The following is a 15,085-nucleotide window of genomic DNA, read 5'->3' on the forward strand; positions in this document are numbered from 1 at the left end:
GAGAGCTTTATGTCGCAATCAACGCCGATTGAGCCGAGTTTGAACAACAGCCGCGAGCAGACGCATTACGATCTCGATCGTTATCAGGTGGTGCCGCGCCGTTATTACGGCCGCATTACCGCGTCGGCGGTGATTCTGGTGCTGCTGGCGTTGCTGGTGAACGCCTTTGCCCACGGCAATATCGAATGGTCGTTTGTTGGCCAGTTCTTTACCGCCCAGGCGATTCTCAATGGCGTGGTCAACACGCTGATCATGTCGGTGCTGGCGATGGGGCTTGGCGTGCTGTTTGGCGTTATCACCGCCATCATGTACATGTCGCCGAATCCGGTGCTGCACTACATCGCCGTGGGCTACGCGTGGATTTTTCGCGGCACGCCGCTGATTTTGCAGCTGCTGCTGTGGTTCAACCTCGCGCTGGTGTTTCCCACCATCAGCATTCCCGGTGTGTTCAGCGTGCAAACCGTCACCATCATGACGCCGTTCCTCGCCGCGCTGCTCGGTTTGAGCATCAATCAGGGCGCGTACACCTCGGAAGTGGTGCGTGCGGGCTTGCTGTCGGTGGATACCGGGCAATACGAAGCGGCGAAAGCCATCGGCATGCCGCGTCTGCAGGCGCTGCATCGCATCATTCTGCCGCAGGCGATGCGCGTGATTCTGCCGCCGGTCGGCAACGAATTTATCAGCATGATCAAAACCACCAGTCTCGCCAGCATGATTCAGTACTCCGAACTGCTCTACAACACGCAAACCATCTACTTCGCCAACGCGCGCGTAATGGAACTGCTGTTCGTGGCAGGCATTTGGTACCTGATTGTGGTCACGGTGTTGTCGTTTGGACAGAGCCGACTGGAACGTTATTTCTCACGCGGCCATCGTCAGCGTCAGTAATCAGGAGCCCAACATGAGAAACATCGTGCGCGCCGTCAAGGTGAACAAATATTTCGACCAGTTCCACGCCCTGAAGGATGTCAGCCTCGAAGTGAACTACGGCGAGGTGATGTGCATCCTCGGTCCCTCCGGTTCCGGCAAAAGCACCTTTTTGCGCTGCATCAACCAGCTTGAGAAGGTCGATAAAGGCGGGATTTGGGTCGACAACGAGCTGGCGGGCTATCGCATCGCCGGGAACAAACTGCATGCGCTGAGCGACAAGCAGATTGCGCGTCAGCGCCTGCAAACCGGCATGGTGTTCCAGCGCTTTAACCTGTTCCCACACAAAACCGCGCTGGAGAACATCATCGAAGGGCCGTGTCGCGTGCTGCTGCGTCCAAGACGTGAAGCCAGCGAAGAAGCCATGGCGCTGCTCGATCGCGTCGGTCTGGCGCACAAAGCGCACGACTATCCGCAGTCGCTCTCCGGCGGCCAGCAGCAGCGCGTGGCGATTGCCCGCGCGCTGGCAATGAAACCCAAACTGATGCTGTTTGACGAACCCACCTCGGCGCTGGATCCGGAGATGGTGGGCGAAGTGCTGGCGGTGATGCGTCAGCTGGCAAAAGAGGGCACCACCATGCTGGTGGTCACCCACGAAATGGGCTTTGCCCGTGAGGTGGCCAATCAGGTGGTGTTTATGGACGAGGGACGCATTATCGAGCAGGGCGCACCGGAAGACATTCTGCTGAACCCGCAAAATCCACGGATGAAAAACTTTATTAACGCGATTCTTCTTTAACATTACCGGGGTGAATATGAAAAAGCTGTTATTGAGTGCCATCAGTGCCGCCGTATTGCTGCAATCCTCTGCCTGGGCAGATATCGCGGTTCCTGCTGCGATCAAAGAGAAAGGGCTGACCGTGGCGATCATGCCGAACTACCCGCCGATGGATTTTAAAGATCCGGCCACTAACCAGCTGACCGGCGTGGATTACGATCTCGGCCAGGCGATTGGTGAAAAGCTCGGCGTGAAGATTAACTGGCAGGAGATCGCCTTCGAGCAGATGGTGAACGCGGTGGTGACCAAGCGCGTTGATCTGGTGATGTCCGGCATGACCGACACCAAAGAGCGTCAGCAGGTGGTTAACTTTATCGACTACTTCAAAACCGGCCCGCAGTTCTATACCCAATCCGCGCGCAGCGATATCAACAGCGCAATGGATCTGTGCGGCAAGAAAGTCGGCACCAGCCGTCGCACCACCTTCCCGCTAGAGATTGCCAACTGGTCAAAAGCGCACTGTGAAGCGGCCGGTAAGCCAGCGATCATCGTGGTAGGCGCCGAAGGCACCGCCGATGCGCGTACTCAGCTGCGCCAGAACCGTCTGGATGGCGTGGTGCAGGGCAGCGAAACCCTGCCGTACATCATGGTTCTGGAAAAGGGCAAATATAAGGCGCTGGATAAAGCCTTCTCCTTCCAGTACACCGGCATGGCGATTGGTAAAGATGCGGGCGAGCTGACCACGGCGATTCAGGCGGCGATCGACGCGATGATTGCCGATGGCTCTTACCAGAAAATCCTCGGCAAATGGGGCCTGGCAGACAACGGCGTGGCGAAGGCTACCGTTAACCAGGGCTAAGGAGCGCGCAGATGCAACAACCGGGCGCAGTGCGCTGGCCGCAGGGTAAACGCGGCTGTATGGCGCTGGCGTTTGACCTCGACGGTCCCACCGGCGATGCCATGCTGAATGGCAGCCTGTGGTCAACGCCAGAGTATTTTACCTTTGGGGCCTACGGGCCGTACCGCGCGCTCGGGCGTCTGCTTGACCTGCTGCGCGCTTTCGAGCTGCCCGCCACCTTTTTTGTGCCGGCGTGGGTGGTGGAGCAGTGGCCGCAGCAGTGTCAGGCGATTATCGAACAGGGCCACGAAGTGGCCTATCACGGCTATCGCCACGAATCTTTCTGGGCGATTTCACCGGATGAACAGCGCGCGGTAATGGCGAAATCTGCTGAAATCTTCACACAACATCTTGGCATTACCGCCTGCGGTTTTCGTACGCCGTCGGGCGACTGGCATGCCGAAACGCCACAAATCCTGCGCGACGCGGGCGTGATTTATTCCAGCAGCATGCGCGGCGACGATCGTCCTTACAGCATGCCGGTGGCGGGCCATACGCCGCTGGTGGAGATCCCCGGAAAATGGGAGATGGATGATTACGCCTCGCTGGCCTACACGCGCCAGCCCGATTTCCCCAAAGGCGGCGACCGCATCGCCAGCTATGCGCACACGCGTGATAACTGGCAGCGCGAGTTCGATGGCGCGATGGATGAAGGCTTGTGCCTCACCACGCTGTTTCACCCGAAAATCTCCGGCCAGCCGGGACGCATTTTGCTGCTCGAACAGCTGTTTGAACATATGACGGCGCGCGATGACGTGTGGTTCGCGCGCTGCGATGCGGTGGCGCAGTGGTATTTGCAGGAGCAACAGCATGACTGAACCTTCACGCTGGCCGCTGGGCTTCCAGTCGGCGGCGATCCTCACCATCGACTTCAACGACATTCACGGCATTCTCACTCAAGCACCGGCGGTAGCGGGGCGCGATAAAACCCTGTCGGTGTGGCGCTACGGCACGCTGCGCGGCGTTGATCGCTTGCTGGCGCTGCTGGCGGAAAAGCAGCTCAAAGCCACATGGTGTATGCCGGCGATTGTCGCCGAAGAGCAGCCGGAACTGGTGCAGCGCATGGTGGCCGACGGCCATGAAATTGCCTGCAGCGGCGATACGCATGAAGATTTCTCGCTACTCACGCTGGAGCAACAAATTGCCAGCGTGACGCGCGGCTGCGACAAACTGGCGCACATTACCGGTAGCCCAATCGTCGGCTTCCGCACGCCCGCCGGGCAGTGGAAACCGGGATTGGCCGAGGCGCTGATAGAACGCGGTATTCGCTGGTCATCCAGTTGGCGCGGCGACGATTTGCCGTACTTCCATCCCGGCACGCGTCTGGTGGAGCTGCCAATGCACTACACGCTGGAAGATGAGCCGTACTTCGCCTTCAACCTCAGCCCGGCGATTCCGCCGGGCCAATCGCGTATCGCGCCTTATGCGGAAACGCTGGCGAATATGACGCAGGATTTCCACGGCTTCCACCGCTTTGGGCTGTGCTACCTGCTGCGCCTGCATCCGGAAATTATCGGCACCGCCGGACGTATTGGCCTGCTGCGGGCGCTGCTTGACACGCTGCAACAGCACAACGTGTGGATCGCCACTGCCGAGCAGGTGGCGGCGCACTGGCAGACGCAGCCGGATAACGATGTCTCCCATCCGGCGGAAGTGTTTACCCGCATCATCGGAGGTGCGCATGACGAGCACGCTTGATCAACTGGCGGCCTTTATCGCCGAGACGCGTTATGCACAACTGCCTGCGCCGCTGGTGGAGCAGGCGAAACGCCATCTGCTGGATACGCTCGGTGCTTCGCTGGCGGGCTGCGACAGCCCGATTTGGCGCGAATGTCTGGCTCTGGTGCAGGCCGAAGGTGGACGCGAGCAGGCGCAGATTTGGGGCAGCGCGCAACAGGCCAATCCGCGTCAGGCGGCATGGCTGAACGGCGTGGCGGCTCACATGTATGAACTTGATGATACGGGCGGCTGCGATCACTCCGGCGCGGTAGTCATTCCGGCACTGCTGGCGGCCTTGCCACTGGCGACGCAGCCGGTGGACGGGCCAGCGCTGCTGGTGGCGATGGTGATTGGTTATGACGTCGGCCGCCGGGTGCTAGAAGCCTGCGGCGGTTACTCGGCGCACAACGGCGCAGGCTGGCACTCTACCGCCAGCTGCGGCGTATTTGGTGCGGCGGCGGCGGTGTGTTCGTTGCTGCAGTTGGATCGCGCGCAGTGCGCGTCTGCGCTGGGCATTGCCGCCAGCTTCAGCGGCGGGTTGTGGGGCTTTATTCACGACGGATCGCACACCAAAAAACTGCATGCCGCGCGTGCCGCAGAAGGCGGCGTGCAAGCCGCATTGCTGGCACAACGCGGTATCAGCGGTCCTTCGGCGGTGTTTGAACCGCGTTGGGGCGGCTTCCTGCAAACCTTAGCGGCAGATACTCAGCAGCCACAGGCCTTGACGGCGGATCTCGGTGAGGTATGGAAACTGGCGCGCTGCTCGATCAAACCTTACGCCTCGTGCCGTGGTACCCACGCGGCGATTGATGCGCTGGGGATCCTGCTGCAACAGCATGATGTGCGCGTAGAGCAGATCGCGCGCATTGTGGTGGGCGTGAATCCGTTCCTGCTGGAGATGTGCGGCGGTCGTGAGTTACACAGTCTGGCGGCGGCGCAAATGAGCTTGCCGTATGCGCTGGCGGCGCGAGCGCTTTACGGCTCGGCCGAGCTGGCGAGTTATGACGACGCCAAACGGCTGCATCCTGATGTGGAAGCGTTGCTGGCGCGTATTGAGCTGGTGATCGATGAACAGCAGAGCCGCGACGACGAACCGTGGGTGCGGCTGGAAACCGAGCAGGGCGTACAGTGGCAGCAGCATGTGCCGGTGTCGTCAGGCGCGCCAACCAATCCGCTCACGCTGGATGCGCTGCTGGCGAAGTACCGCAGTTTGGCCGCACGCGTATTGCCGCTGGATCAGGTCGAACGGCTCGAGGCGGTGTGTCTGGAGCTGGATGAAGTGGCGGATGTAAGGGAAGTGGTGGGGTTGTTGGCGCAGGGATGATTTTTCCCTCACCCTAACCCTCTCCCGCAAGCGGGAGAGGGGACCGATCGAGCTATTACTTGCATGTGGCAGCGTCTCCCTCTCCCTGTGGGAGAGGGCTGGGGTGAGGGCATCACACCGCAGAGGACAACCCCTCAATCCGCACCATCGCCGCCAGCAAGCGCGCTTCGGTCACCGCTTCGGCCATATTTTCCATATCCGGCGCATGCACCGATTCGCGCACAATCAGTGCCAGCTCATGCTCATCCAGCTCGGCAATCTCGCTCAGCGTCAGCGGCACGCCGCAGTCGCGTGCCAGGCGCATCTCATCCAGCACCTCCTCATCGGCGCGATTCTCCAGCGCCAGCAAACAAAGATTGCCGAAGCCGACCAGCAGGCCATGACCAAACTCGCGGGTTTTATCGCAGAAGGTAAAACCTTCATAAATCGCATGCGAAGCCGCTGCGTGTGCGCCATTGCTCATCAGCGAGGTTAATCCTGCCCAGGTGAAAATCGCATCCAGCACCTGATCAAGCGACGCGCTGCTCTCACCACGCAGCACTGCGGCATAGGCCGCCGGGCCGTGTTCGGCAATCACGTCATAACAGATCTGGCTGTGCGCCAGTGACGACAGCGCATTGCCGTCGCATGCCGGATGGCGTGCGCTGACCGCACGGAACTCGTACCACTTCGCCAGCGTATCGCCCAGCCCGGCGGCGAGCCAGCGCGCGGGCGCTTTTGCCAGCAGCTCGCTGTCAATAATCACTGCCGCCGGTGCCTGCGGCAGCGGGAAGATGTCGAAGAAATTGCCGTTATCGTCATAGCGAATACTCAACGGCGTTACCGCAGAACAGGTGGCGGCGATGGTTGGCAGCGTTACTACCGGCAAGCCGAGCTGTGCGCCCACCGCTTTCACCGTATCCAGCGATTTACCGCCGCCGACGCCAATCAGCACCTCGGCCTGCAGTTCAGTCGCCAGCGCTGCTAAACGGTTGATGTGATTGATCGAGGTTTCGCCGCCAAACCACTCTTGCGCCAGCAGCGTGACGTTGGCTGCCAGCAGTTGCGCGCGAACCTGCGCTTCTACCGCCTGCAACGCCTGATGGCCGCCAATCAGCAGCGCACGCTGGCCCAGCCCGGCGCAGATCGCGCCTAATTGGTTGATCACGCCCGCACCGCGCAGCACGCGCGCCGGGAACACCAGATTCTGTTGTGTCATCACTTGTTCTCTGTGTAACGGACGCCGGGCAACACGCACAGCATCTCATAAAGGATATTGGTCGCCAGCTGCGAGGTCATGCCGCTGATGTCATACGGCGGCGAGACTTCCACCAGATCGCCGCCCACCAGATTGAGTCCACGGCAGCCGCGCACGATCTCCAGCCCTTGCATTGAGGTTAAACCGCCCACTTCCGGCGTACCGGTGCCGGGCGCCCACGCCGGATCAAAGCTGTCGATATCGTAAGAGAGATACACCGGGCCGTTGCCGATACGCGCGCGCACCTCGGCCATCAGCGGCGTCATGGAGCGATACCAGCACTGCTCGGCGGGCACCAGATGGAAACCCTGATCGACGCCCCACTGAAAATCATCGGCGGCGTAGCCTTGCGCACGTTGTCCAATCTGCACCACGCGCTGACAGTCGAGCAGGCCTTCTTCCACCGCACGGCGGAACGTGGTGCCGTGCGCAATCTTCTCGCCAAACATCTCGTCGTTGGTATCGGTGTGCGCATCAACGTGAATCAGCCCCATCGGGCCATGCTTCTTCGCCAGCGCGCGCAAAATCGGCAGCGTTAGCGTGTGATCGCCGCCCAGCGTTAACGGGATAATCGGCCAGGTATTCAGCTCGGTATAATAGTTTTCGATGATATCAACCGATTTCAGCAGGCTGTAGGTGTTGATCGGCACATCGCCGAGATCGCCGACGCGCAGCGAATCAAAGGGCGCGGCGCCGGTGGCCATGTTGTATGGACGGATCATCACGGAATCGGCGCGGATGGCGCGCGGGCCATAGCGCGTGCCGCTGCGCTGCGAGGTGCCGATATCCAGTGGAATGCCGACGAACGCCACATCCAAATCGGCCGGTGTCTCAGCGGCGGGCAAACGCATCATGGTGCCGCGTCCGGCAAAACGGGGCATCTCGTTACCGCCTTGCGGCTGGGGGAAATCGGTCATCACGCACTCCTTCAGTCAGGTGAAACCCATCATTACCCAGCCCGCGCGCCGGAAAAATCCTTGACAGCCGATAATCACTTCAGAGATTACTTAACTTTAGTCAGCAATCACTGAAGGAAAAATCGGTGCAGACGCTTCCCAATCTTAAACTGTTGCAGGTGTTCGCCAGCGTGGTGGAAAATCAGGGCTATTCGCGCGCGCAGCAAGCGCTGAACATGACCACGCCGGCCATCAGCGCCTACATGAGCGAGCTGGAGAGCCAGCTCGGTTTTATCCTCTGCCAGCGCGGACGCGGCGGCTTTACCCTGACCAGCAAAGGCGAGCTGTTTTATCGCTACAGTCAGGAGATGCTGGCGACGCTGGCGGGTTGGCAGGAGCAGGTAGAAACGCTGAAAAGCGCGCAGGGCGGGACTTTCTCGCTTGGCGTGGTGGACGCCACCGTCACCGACAGCACGCTGGATCTGCCCGCTGCCATCGCCCGCTTTAATCAGCGCTTTCCGGCGGTGTTTTTTAATCTGAGCGTGCGCGATCCCAATGAGTTACAGCAGCAGTTGCTGGAGGATCGGCTCGATTTGGCGATTGGTCACTTCCCGCTGCGCGCCAGCAATCTGGTGACCATTCCGCTGTATGAAGAGCAGCATTGGCTCTATTGCAGCCCGCAACATCCGCTGGCTGAAGGCCATCCGGATGTGCGCACCGTGCAGCAAACCGGCATGGTGACGCGGCGTTACTGGAATCAGCAGGAACTGAACAAGCGCGGCTTCCGCCAGAGCAACGCATCGGTGGAGAGCATCGAAGCGCAGCTGACGCTGATTCTCTCCGGCCGCTTCATTGGCTATTTACCCGAACACTACGCGCGCAGCGGGGAACAGCAGGGCACGCTGCGCCGTCTGCTGCCGCACCATTTCCACTTCCGCGCGCCTTTCTCTTTTGCGTTCCGCCGTGGGCGCGCGCGGGAAACCTTGATTCGTGCGATGCGTGAAATTCTGAATCCAGCGCGAAAAAATAGCAGCGAAAGCTGACGCTGCGCCAATACTGTGTAAAAATACAGGCCAATTCAGCAAACAGTAACGAAAATGGCCCTGACAGCAGCGATAAAAAGCCAGATTGCGCAATGGTATAAGGCGCTGCAGCAGCAGGTTCCTGACTTTATCCCGCGCGCGCCGCAGCGCCAGATGATTGCCGAAGTGGCGAAAAGTCTGGCCGGTGACGAAGGGCGTCATCTGGCGATTGAAGCGCCCACCGGCGTCGGCAAAACCCTCTCTTATTTGATTCCCGGTATTGCGGTGAGCCGCGCCGAGGAGAAGCGGCTGGTGATCAGCACCGCCAACGTGGCGTTGCAGGATCAGATCTTCACCAAGGATCTGCCGCTGCTGAAGAAAATCATCCCCGATCTTACCTTTACCGCTGCCTTTGGCCGTGGACGCTATGTTTGTCCGCGCAACCTTGCGGCGCTGGCGGCGACCGAAGATCAGCAGGGCGATTTGCTGCTCTATCTTGATGAAGAGGCGGTGACCGGCTCGAAAGAGGAGCAAAAATTCTGCGCCAAGCTGGAGAAGCAGCTCAGCAGCTACCGCTGGGATGGCTTGCGCGATCACACCGATGTCAACATTGACGACAGCTTGTGGCAACGCCTCTCCACCGACAAAGCCAATTGTCTCGGGCATCACTGCCGCTGGTATCGCGAATGCCCGTTCTTTGTCGCACGTCGCGAAATTGAGCAGGCGGATGTGGTGGTCGCCAACCATGCGCTGGTGATGGCGGCGATGGAGAATGAATCGGTGCTGCCACCGGCGAAAAACCTGATGCTGGTGCTGGACGAAGGCCATCATCTGCCGGAAGTGGCGCGCGATGCGCTGGAGATGAGCGCGGAGATCACGCCTGGCTGGAGCAGTTTACAGCTCGATCTGTTTGTGCGGCTGGTGGAAACCATCATGGCGCAGTTCCGCCCAAAATCGCCGCCGCCGCTCACCAATCCGGAACGCCTGAAAGGCCACTGCGATGAAATGCGCGAGCTGCTGCAGATTCTCTGCGATGCCCTCAACCCGCTGCTGCCTGGCCATAATCAGCCGGGCGAGTTCCGCTTTGTGCTGGGTGAATTGCCGGAAGAGCTGCTGAGCTTGTGCGCGCGGCTGTTCAAACTGAGCGATGCGCTGCGTGGCCTGAGTGAAGGCCTGCTCAACGAGTTGGGCGATCAAACCGGTAAAGCCGATATCATGCGGCTGCATAAAGCGATTATTCAGCTCAATCGCCACTTCGGCTGGTTCGAATCAATCAGCAAGCTGTGGCGGCTGGCGGCGATGGAGAAAGCCTCGAATGCGCCGGTGTCGAAGTGGATTACGCGTGAGATCCGCGAAGGCCAGGCGCATCTGCTGTTCCACTGCGCGGGCATTCGCGTGAGCGATCAGCTGGAAAAAATCCTGTGGCGCAAAATCCCGCATGTGGTGGTGACCTCCGCCACGTTGCGCTCGCTCAACAGCTTCAACCGTTTGCAGGAGATGTCTGGCCTGAGCGAGAAAGCCGGCGACCGCTTCGTGGCGCTGGATTCACCGTTTAACCATATCGATCAGGGCAAACTGGTGATTCCGCAGATGCAGTTTGAGCCGCAGATGGCGCAGGAAGCGGAGCACATCGCCGAGATGGCGCGCTTCTTCCGCCAGCAGATTGCCGAAGAGAAGCACAAAGGCGTGCTGGTGCTGTTTGCCAGCGGCCGCGCGATGCAACAGTTTGTTGCACACATTCCGGATCTGCGTCTTTCGATGCTGGTGCAGGGCGATCAGCCGCGTTCGCGCCTGGTGGCGCTGCACCGGGAACGCGTTGAAGCCGGTAAAACCAGCATTTTAGTTGGCCTGCAATCGTTCGCCGAAGGGCTGGATTTGAAAGGCGATCTGCTGTCGCAGGTGCATATTCACAAAATCGCTTTTCCACCGGTGGACAGTCCGGTAATTTTGACCGAGGGCGAATGGCTGAAGAGCCTGAAACGTTATCCGTTCGAGGTGCAGAGCTTGCCGAGCGCCTCCTTTACCTTGATTCAACAGGTAGGACGTTTGATTCGCAGCCACAGCTGCTTTGGCGAAATCGTGATTTACGATCGCCGCCTGCTCAACAAAGCTTATGGCAGCCGACTGCTGGCCGCGTTACCGGTGTTCCCGATTGAGCAACCGCCGATGCCGGAAGCCAGCAGTGACAAGCCGAAAAAACGTCGCAGTAAGAAAATCTAACTTTGGCAGCCGCATGGCGGCGCGCCCTGGAAGCGGGAATGCCTGATGGAACTGAATAAAATCATTAAAGAGATTGGGCGCGGTAAAAATCACGCGCGCGATATCGATTTCGACACCGCGCAGGCGCTCTACAGCGCGATGCTGGCCGGTGAAGTGCCGGAGCTGGAATTGGGTGGCGTGCTGATTGCGCTGCGCATCAAGGGCGAAGGCGAAGAGGAGATGCGCGGTTTTTACCACGCGATGCAGCAGCAGATGATGCGGTTGCAGGCACCGGCTCATCGTCCAATGCCGATTGTGATTCCCAGCTATAACGGCGCGCGTCGTCAGGGCAATTTGACGCCGCTGCTGGCGCTGTTGCTGGTGAAACTGGGCTTCCCGGTGCTGTTGCACGGTGTTAGCGACGATCCCACGCGCATCACCACCGAAGCGGTACTGGCGGCGCTGGACATCGCGCCCGTGACCTCCGCCGCACAGGCGCAGGCGAAGCTGGATAACGGAGAGTTGGCGTTTATCACCATTGACCATCTATGTGCGCCGATGGCGCAACAGCTGTCGCTGCGCTGGCGTATGGGCGTGCGTAACAGCGCGCATACGCTGGCGAAACTGGCGACGCCGTTTGCCGAACGCGCCGCGCTGCGTCTGGCCAGCGTCTCGCATCCGGAATATGTGCCGCGCGTCGGGAAATTTTTCCAGGATATCGATGCACCGGCGATTCTGCTCAACGGCACCGAAGGCGAGGTGTACGCCAATCCGCAGCGCTGCCCGGCGATTAACTACATTCGCGGCGCGGGTGCAGAAGCGGAAGTGTGGGTTGAGCGCCAGCCGGAAGTGAGTGTGGAACTGCCGGAAAGCAAAAGTGCGCAGGATACCGCTGTGTGGATCAATCAGGTGTTAGCCGGGGAACGCGCTGTACCGCAGGCGCTGCGTTTGCAACTGGCGTGTTGTTTGGTGGCGACCGGGCAATCGGCCAGCATGGCAGATGCGGAAGGGCGCTTACAGCGAGCGGGGATCTGAGGCCTGCCAGGCGCATCGCAAGGTTTCCGTAGGGTCGCCATTCATGGCGACCGCCATCACGCCATCACACCATCACGCTTTCGCTAACACGCTCTCCACCAACCGCTGCCAGAAGGTAATACCGATCGGCAGCAGCTCATCATTAAAATCGTAATTCGCGTTATGCAGCGGGGCGGACGGCGTCGTGCCATCGGCACCGAGCCAGAAATAGGCGCCGGGACAGGCTTCCATCATGCAGGCAAAATCTTCCGAAGCCATTGAAGGGTTCACCTGCCAATGCACCTGCGACTCGCCGAGCACATCAACCGCCACCGCGCGCACCTGTTCGGCTTGCTCTGCATGGTTGGCGGTGACCGGATAACCGGGATACCAGTGAATCTCGCCGCTGACGCCAAACGGACGCGGCAACGTAGTGACAAAATCCTCAATCAGACCGCGCACGCGATTGCGCACGTCGGTCTGCAAACATCGTACCGTGCCACGCAACACAATCTGCTCAGGAATAACGTTAATCGCTTCACCGCCGTGAATCTGCGTCACGCTCACCACCGCCGAAGCCAGCGGTGACAGACGACGCGACGGAATGGTTTGCAGCGCCAAAATCAGTTCGGCGGCGACCACCATTGGATCTGCACCACTTTCCGGCATCGCCGCATGGCAACTTTTACCGTGCAGCGTAATTTCAAACGAGTCGAGTGACGCCATCATCGCATCCGGGTTCACCGCCAGCGTGCCCACCGGCATGCCCGGCCAGTTATGCATGGCGTAAACCGCATCCATCGGGAAGCGCTGGAACAGACCTTCTTCCACCATCTTGCGCGCGCCACCCAGATTCTCTTCGGCGGGCTGGAAGATGAAGTGAAGGGTGCCGCTGAAGTTACGCGTGGCCGCCAGCTGACAGGCCGCTGCCAGCAGAATCGAAGTGTGGCCATCGTGACCGCAGGCGTGCATGACGCCAGCTTTTTGCGACTTCCACTGCGGCGCACCTTTTTCGGTGATCGGCAGCGCATCCATATCCGCGCGCAGACCGATAACCGGGCCGGGACCGTTCTCTAAGGTGCCGATGACGCCGGTGCCGGCTAAGCTACGAAACACCTGTAATCCGGCCTCGGTGAGTACCTTCGCGACGAGCTCGCTGGTCTGCTGCTCCTGGTAACCCAGTTCAGGATGTTGGTGTAACTGACGACGCCAGTTGAGGGCGTTTTCCAGCAGTGCAGCAGGCAGGCTCATAAGGTAAGGCTCTCCATTAGCAGCGTGAGCTGCAAAATATTCTATTTACTGTAGTGGCAAGCGCATAGCGGCGTCTATCGCGGAACGGAATGATTTGGCTATAGGGTATAGCGGAATGGAATATGCGGTTTTAATAAAAGAGGTCGCCATGAATGGCGACCCTACAATGATACTGCGCGAGGTGAACGTTATTTTTGCATCGGCAGGTTTAAGCCGTGTTCCTGCGCGCAACTTTGCGCTAATTGATAACCGGCATCCGCGTGACGCATTACGCCAGTGGCCGGATCGTTCCACAACACGCGGCCTAAGCGCGTATCGGCTTCTTTAGTGCCGTCACACACGATCACTACGCCGGAGTGCTGCGAGAAGCCCATACCAACGCCGCCGCCATGGTGCAGGCTGACCCAGGTCGCGCCGCCTGCGGTGTTCAGCAGGGCATTCAGCAGCGGCCAGTCCGATACAGCATCCGAGCCATCTTTCATCGCTTCGGTTTCACGGTTCGGTGACGCCACGGAACCGCAATCCAGATGATCGCGACCAATGACGATCGGCGCTTTTAGCTCGCCGTTGCGCACCATTTCGTTGAACGCCAGCGCCGCTTTGTGACGCTCGCCGAGACCCAGCCAGCAGATACGCGCCGGTAAGCCCTGGAAGGCGATGCGCTCCTGCGCCATGTCGAGCCAGCGGTGCAGATTCTGGTGATCCGGGAACAGCTCTTTCAGCTTGGCATCGGTTTTGTAGATATCTTCCGGATCGCCAGACAGCGCCACCCAGCGGAACGGACCTTTGCCTTCGCAGAACAACGGTCGAATATAGGCCGGCACAAAGCCAGGGAAATCGAAGGCATTTTTCACGCCTTCATCCAGCGCTACCTGACGGATGTTGTTGCCGTAATCCACGGTCGGGACGCCCATGTGATGGAAGTCCAGCATCGCCTGTACATGCACCGCCATTGAGGCGCGTGCGGCTTTCTCCACCGCTTTCGGGTTGCTGACACGCTCGGCTTCCCAGCGCGCCACATCCCAACCGACCGGCAGATAACCGTTAATCGGATCGTGCGCCGAAGTTTGATCGGTGACGATATCCGGCTTCATGCCGCCCGCTTTGGCACGTTTCACCAGCTCCGGCACGATTTCAGCGGCGTTGCCCAGCAGGCCAACAGAAATGGCGCGCTTCTCTTTATTCGCCTGATCAATCAGCGCCAGTGCTTCGTCCAGCGTATAGGCTTTGTGATCGACGTAGCGAGTACGGATACGGAAATCGATGCGTGATTCCTGGCACTCAATCGCCAGCACGCTGGCACCGGCCAACACGCCCGCCAGCGGTTGTGCGCCGCCCATGCCACCCAAACCGGCGGTGAGGATCCAGCGGCCGCTGAGATTGCTGTCGTAATGCTGGCGACCGGCTTCGGCGAAGGTTTCAAAGGTACCTTGCACGATGCCCTGCGCACCGATGTAGATCCATGAACCGGCAGTCATCTGGCCGTACATCATCAGGCCTTTTTGATCCAGCTCGTGGAAGTGATCCCAGTTGGCCCAATGTGGCACCAGATTCGAGTTAGCCAGCAGCACGCGCGGTGCATCAGCATGCGTGCGGAATACGCCCACCGGTTTGCCGGACTGGATCAGCAATGTCTCTTCCGGCTGCAGCGCACGCAGCGAACGCAGGATCTGTTCGAAGCACTCCCAGTTTCGCGCGGCTTTACCGATGCCGCCGTACACCACCAGATCTTCCGGGCGCTCTGCCACGTCAGGATCGAGGTTGTTCTGGATCATGCGGTAAGCCGCTTCAATCAACCAGTTGGCGCAGTGTAATTCATTACCGCGCGGTGCACGGATTTCACGGGCTACAGCCTGAGTCAAAGTTTCGCTCATCATCGA

13 protein-coding genes are annotated in these 15,085 nt (G+C 59.8%); 9 read left to right on the forward strand and 4 right to left on the reverse strand.

The window, feature by feature from the left end:
- Positions 1-9 precede the first annotated feature (9 nt).
- The 6 genes from AC6I8A_RS06620 to AC6I8A_RS06645 are packed head-to-tail and all read left to right on the forward strand — an operon-like array spanning position 10 to position 5,586.
- Positions 10-888: an amino acid ABC transporter permease gene (locus AC6I8A_RS06620; RefSeq protein ID WP_176970961.1), complete on the forward strand. Its 879-nt coding sequence runs from the start codon at positions 10-12 to the stop codon at positions 886-888.
- A 13-nt stretch (positions 889-901) separates the two neighbouring features.
- Positions 902-1,666, forward strand: a complete 765-nt coding sequence (locus tag AC6I8A_RS06625; protein ID WP_008102604.1) for an amino acid ABC transporter ATP-binding protein — start codon at positions 902-904, stop codon at positions 1,664-1,666.
- 16 nt (positions 1,667-1,682) lie between these two features.
- Positions 1,683-2,504 (forward strand): ABC transporter substrate-binding protein, encoded by an 822-nt coding sequence (locus AC6I8A_RS06630; protein ID WP_497818213.1) that lies wholly within the window; start codon positions 1,683-1,685, stop codon positions 2,502-2,504.
- 11 nt (positions 2,505-2,515) lie between these two features.
- The gene (locus tag AC6I8A_RS06635) at positions 2,516-3,361 is read left to right on the forward strand and encodes a polysaccharide deacetylase family protein (RefSeq protein WP_497818214.1); all 846 of its coding nucleotides are present in this window, start codon (positions 2,516-2,518) and stop codon (positions 3,359-3,361) included.
- A complete protein-coding gene (locus AC6I8A_RS06640; protein ID WP_497818215.1) occupies positions 3,354-4,241 on the forward strand; it encodes a polysaccharide deacetylase family protein in 888 nt (295 codons plus the stop codon). Before AC6I8A_RS06635 ends, AC6I8A_RS06640 begins: the two co-directional genes overlap by 8 nt.
- On the forward strand, positions 4,225-5,586 hold the full coding sequence (locus AC6I8A_RS06645; RefSeq protein ID WP_497818216.1) for an MmgE/PrpD family protein: 1,362 nt from the start codon (positions 4,225-4,227) through the stop codon (positions 5,584-5,586). The genes AC6I8A_RS06640 and AC6I8A_RS06645 overlap by 17 nt, the downstream gene beginning before the upstream one ends.
- A gap of 112 nt (positions 5,587-5,698) precedes the next feature.
- Here the strand turns inward: AC6I8A_RS06645 and AC6I8A_RS06650 are convergent, their stop codons facing one another.
- Together AC6I8A_RS06650 and speB are read right to left on the reverse strand one after the other, a co-directional pair.
- Entirely contained in the window at positions 5,699-6,784 is a 1,086-nt protein-coding gene (locus tag AC6I8A_RS06650; RefSeq protein WP_479486854.1) for an iron-containing alcohol dehydrogenase family protein, read from the reverse strand.
- On the reverse strand, positions 6,784-7,740 hold the full coding sequence (gene speB, locus AC6I8A_RS06655) for an agmatinase (protein WP_497818217.1): 957 nt from the start codon (positions 7,738-7,740) through the stop codon (positions 6,784-6,786). The genes AC6I8A_RS06650 and speB overlap by 1 nt, the downstream gene beginning before the upstream one ends.
- A 125-nt stretch (positions 7,741-7,865) precedes the next feature.
- Between speB and AC6I8A_RS06660 the strand changes: the two genes are divergently transcribed.
- From AC6I8A_RS06660 to ybiB, 3 genes are read left to right on the forward strand one after another with little or no spacing between them, the layout of a single operon-like run.
- Positions 7,866-8,762 carry a LysR family transcriptional regulator gene (locus AC6I8A_RS06660; RefSeq protein ID WP_497818218.1) on the forward strand — a complete coding sequence of 299 codons (897 nt, stop codon included), beginning with the start codon at positions 7,866-7,868 and terminating at the stop codon, positions 8,760-8,762.
- Between the two features lie 54 nt (positions 8,763-8,816).
- Positions 8,817-10,961, forward strand: coding sequence for an ATP-dependent DNA helicase DinG (gene dinG, locus AC6I8A_RS06665; RefSeq protein ID WP_497818219.1), 2,145 nt, complete (start codon positions 8,817-8,819; stop codon positions 10,959-10,961).
- A 45-nt stretch (positions 10,962-11,006) separates the two neighbouring features.
- Complete coding sequence (gene ybiB / locus AC6I8A_RS06670; protein WP_497818220.1) at positions 11,007-11,975, forward strand: DNA-binding protein YbiB; 969 nt, start codon at positions 11,007-11,009, stop codon at positions 11,973-11,975.
- A 72-nt stretch (positions 11,976-12,047) separates the two neighbouring features.
- Here ybiB and AC6I8A_RS06675 read toward each other — a convergent pair whose 3' ends face one another.
- Together AC6I8A_RS06675 and hutU are read right to left on the reverse strand one after the other, a co-directional pair.
- Entirely contained in the window at positions 12,048-13,205 is a 1,158-nt protein-coding gene (locus tag AC6I8A_RS06675) for a M20 aminoacylase family protein (protein WP_497818221.1), read from the reverse strand.
- A gap of 188 nt (positions 13,206-13,393) precedes the next feature.
- Positions 13,394-15,079, reverse strand: a complete 1,686-nt coding sequence (gene hutU, locus AC6I8A_RS06680; RefSeq protein ID WP_479489986.1) for a urocanate hydratase — start codon at positions 15,077-15,079, stop codon at positions 13,394-13,396.
- Between the last annotated feature and the right edge of the window lie 6 nt (positions 15,080-15,085).

The organism is Pantoea sp. X-Soil-ISGK-275, assembly GCF_059730795.1.

Bases quoted from the DNA above. Each gene is read 5' to 3' on its own strand.
- AC6I8A_RS06620 (WP_176970961.1), top strand. From the start codon at position 10: ATGTCGCAATCAACGCCGATTGAGCCGAGTTTGAACAACAGCCGCGAG.
- hutU (WP_479489986.1), bottom strand. From the start codon at position 15,079: ATGAGCGAAACTTTGACTCAGGCTGTAGCCCGTGAAATCCGTGCACCG.
- ybiB (WP_497818220.1), top strand. From the start codon at position 11,007: ATGGAACTGAATAAAATCATTAAAGAGATTGGGCGCGGTAAAAATCAC.
- dinG (WP_497818219.1), top strand. From the start codon at position 8,817: ATGGCCCTGACAGCAGCGATAAAAAGCCAGATTGCGCAATGGTATAAG.
- AC6I8A_RS06645 (WP_497818216.1), top strand. From the start codon at position 4,225: ATGACGAGCACGCTTGATCAACTGGCGGCCTTTATCGCCGAGACGCGT.
- AC6I8A_RS06650 (WP_479486854.1), bottom strand. From the start codon at position 6,784: ATGACACAACAGAATCTGGTGTTCCCGGCGCGCGTGCTGCGCGGTGCG.
- AC6I8A_RS06635 (WP_497818214.1), top strand. From the start codon at position 2,516: ATGCAACAACCGGGCGCAGTGCGCTGGCCGCAGGGTAAACGCGGCTGT.
- AC6I8A_RS06675 (WP_497818221.1), bottom strand. From the start codon at position 13,205: ATGAGCCTGCCTGCTGCACTGCTGGAAAACGCCCTCAACTGGCGTCGT.
- AC6I8A_RS06630 (WP_497818213.1), top strand. From the start codon at position 1,683: ATGAAAAAGCTGTTATTGAGTGCCATCAGTGCCGCCGTATTGCTGCAA.
- AC6I8A_RS06640 (WP_497818215.1), top strand. From the start codon at position 3,354: ATGACTGAACCTTCACGCTGGCCGCTGGGCTTCCAGTCGGCGGCGATC.
- speB (WP_497818217.1), bottom strand. From the start codon at position 7,740: ATGACCGATTTCCCCCAGCCGCAAGGCGGTAACGAGATGCCCCGTTTT.
- AC6I8A_RS06625 (WP_008102604.1), top strand. From the start codon at position 902: ATGAGAAACATCGTGCGCGCCGTCAAGGTGAACAAATATTTCGACCAG.